Origin of the sequence: Nocardia sp. 852002-20019_SCH5090214 (assembly GCF_001665865.1) — a bacterium.
Taxonomy (GTDB): domain Bacteria; phylum Actinomycetota; class Actinomycetes; order Mycobacteriales; family Mycobacteriaceae; genus Nocardia; species Nocardia nova.
On sequence record NZ_LZMK01000259.1, the window covers coordinates 1 to 2174 of the forward strand.

Annotated in this window: 3 protein-coding genes and 1 pseudogene; 1 reads left to right on the forward strand and 3 read right to left on the reverse strand. The window is 67.1% G+C overall.

The window, feature by feature from the left end; translation table 11 throughout:
- A pseudogene (locus A5780_RS19820) lies at positions 1-378 on the reverse strand (hypothetical protein); the annotation flags it as partial.
- Positions 379-517: 139 nt separating this feature from the next.
- Between A5780_RS19820 and A5780_RS19825 the strand changes: the two are divergent.
- The gene (locus A5780_RS19825; RefSeq protein ID WP_231983016.1) at positions 518-1375 is read left to right on the forward strand and encodes a ParA family protein; all 858 of its coding nucleotides are present in this window, start codon (positions 518-520) and stop codon (positions 1373-1375) included.
- 348 nt (positions 1376-1723) lie between these two features.
- Here the strand turns inward: A5780_RS19825 and A5780_RS41140 are convergent, their stop codons facing one another.
- Entirely contained in the window at positions 1724-1900 is a 177-nt protein-coding gene (locus tag A5780_RS41140; protein WP_197521805.1) for a DUF6011 domain-containing protein, read from the reverse strand.
- A gap of 71 nt (positions 1901-1971) precedes the next feature.
- On the reverse strand, positions 1972-2174 hold a 203-nt coding region (locus A5780_RS41975), incomplete at its 5' end, for a hypothetical protein (protein ID WP_064909219.1).

The following is a 2174-nucleotide window of genomic DNA, read 5'->3' on the forward strand; positions in this document are numbered from 1 at the left end:
CACCGATTCGAACCGGGCGATCAGCTCGGCCAGCGACGCCCGCGCCGAGGTCACCGGCCGCTGCTCACCGCGCGGCGCGGCCGTCGGCTGCACGCCCCCGGCCGCCGTGATCGCCTTCAACTCCTTGCGGCGCAGGAACGCCGTCGCGCGATCGTGGCGCCGGACCTGACCGTCCGGGTCGGCGACCAGCTGACCGCAGTAGTCCGAGGGCCGGCCACGCCCCGGCTCGGGCCGGAACTCCTGCCCGTGCGGCACCCACCGGCCCTTCTCCGCATCCCACGCGTGCGGGAACTGACAAACACGCAGGTCGGCTCCCGCCGACCCGCCGCGACCGGCCGAATCCGGCGCCCCGGCCGCTTCTGCTGAGGAATCACTCATCACACCAGTCTAGCATAATCCGTCATTTTTTAACGTTATTACGATTTAAATCGTTTTTACGTAATAACATAAACATAATAGGCTTGCTAGCATAGCTATGTGTGCTAGTGGTACTTGCTATACCTGTTAGGTTTGCTGTGTGAGCGCACCGAGCAATACGAGCGAGCTGAGCGCAGCGAGCGGGCATCGCCCGCGTCGCTTGGTGCTGGCCAACCAGAAGGGCGGCGTGGGCAAGACCGCGACCACTCTGGGCCTGGCCAGCGCGATCTCCGACATGGGCGGCCGGAGCGTGCTGATCGTCGATCTCGACGCGCAGGGCAACGCCACCAACGGTGTCGGCGTCGAGGTCGAGGATGGTCAGCCGACCATCGCTGATGTCTTCGATTCCAAGGCCCAGCCCGGGGCGTTGGCCGATGTGGTCGTCGCTTCGCAGTGGGATCGGGTCGACATCGCGCCGGCGGCCGACGATCTGGCCGACCTCGACGAGAGCGGCAACGCCGACATGGTGTGGCGTCTGGACGCTGCACTCGAGGGTGTCGACCTCAGCGCGTACGAGGTGGTCCTGTTCGACACACCACCGAGTTTGGGGAAGCTGCTGTTCTCCGCGCTGCTGACCGCCGATGAGGTCGTGGTGGTTACCGAGCCGACCGTCGACTCGGTGAAGGGCGTCAGCAAGATCGAGGAAACCATCGCGCGCGTGCAGCGCCGGCCGAACCGCAGCCTGAACTTCGGCGGGATCGTCGTGTCCAAGCACCGCGGGATCGGCGAGCATCTGTTCCGGGAGAGCGAGCTGCGCGGCGCGTACGGCACCTACGGCCGGGACGGCGGGAAGGTGTGCAGGACAACGATTCCGGACTACGCCGCCCGTCAGGACGCGCATTCCGCCCGGTTGCCGATCCACCAGTTCCGCGGTGGTAAGTCCTTGTCCCTGCAGATCGCCTACACCGACCTCGCCGCCGAGCTGGGATTCGCCAAGCAGATCGGAGCCCGCGCGTGACCCCTATCGAACGCAAACCAGCGATCGGGCGCCGCCACCCGGCCGACAACCTGCCCGACAAACCGGCACCCGATCCAGCCCCAGCACCGCCGCCACCGACCCGGGAGACTCTCGAACCGGCCGCGCCGTTGCCGCCGCAGGTACCTCTCGACGAACGCCTGATCGAGCAGCACAACGTACGGATCAGACCGTCGACCAAGGCTCGCCTCAAGCGTGCGGTCGATCGGATGCGCTACGAAACGGGCGATCGCAGCATCTCCGAGGCGTCGCTCACAGATCGATCGATACGCGAATTTCTGGACAGAAACGGCGGCTGACCAGGGGTGCTAGGCGTGCTAGCACGCCTAGCTAGGCTGCAACGTCGAACAGCGTCAGCGGCCGAGCAACAGCCGCCAGTTGCTCGGCCCGCTCCTTCTTGGCGCAGGTGCGGCCGATCCCCGCCGCGACACTGGCGGGGGAATGCAGCCAGCCGGGGCACCGCCGGCACTGGACCATGACTCGCACGACGGGTTCGGCGACGGCCATCTGTTGTCTCCTCCGGCCGGACGGACGTGTTCCGGCCGATGATGGCATTGCCCACCGACAGGTTCCGGGGCTCAGGCGGCCGCTACAGCGGGTGTTCCCCCGCTCCGCCACTTGGGGTCCTGCATGCCGCGATGAACCGTCAGCGGGGCAGTACGGAGGGTGTCCGCGTCGCTCGCGGTCGCCGTCCAGGACAACACTCGGTCCGAGGCGTTACAGATCAGCTCGCGGCGGGCGAGCCAACCGAACCAGGCCGAGCGGTCGTCGCGGTCCATCG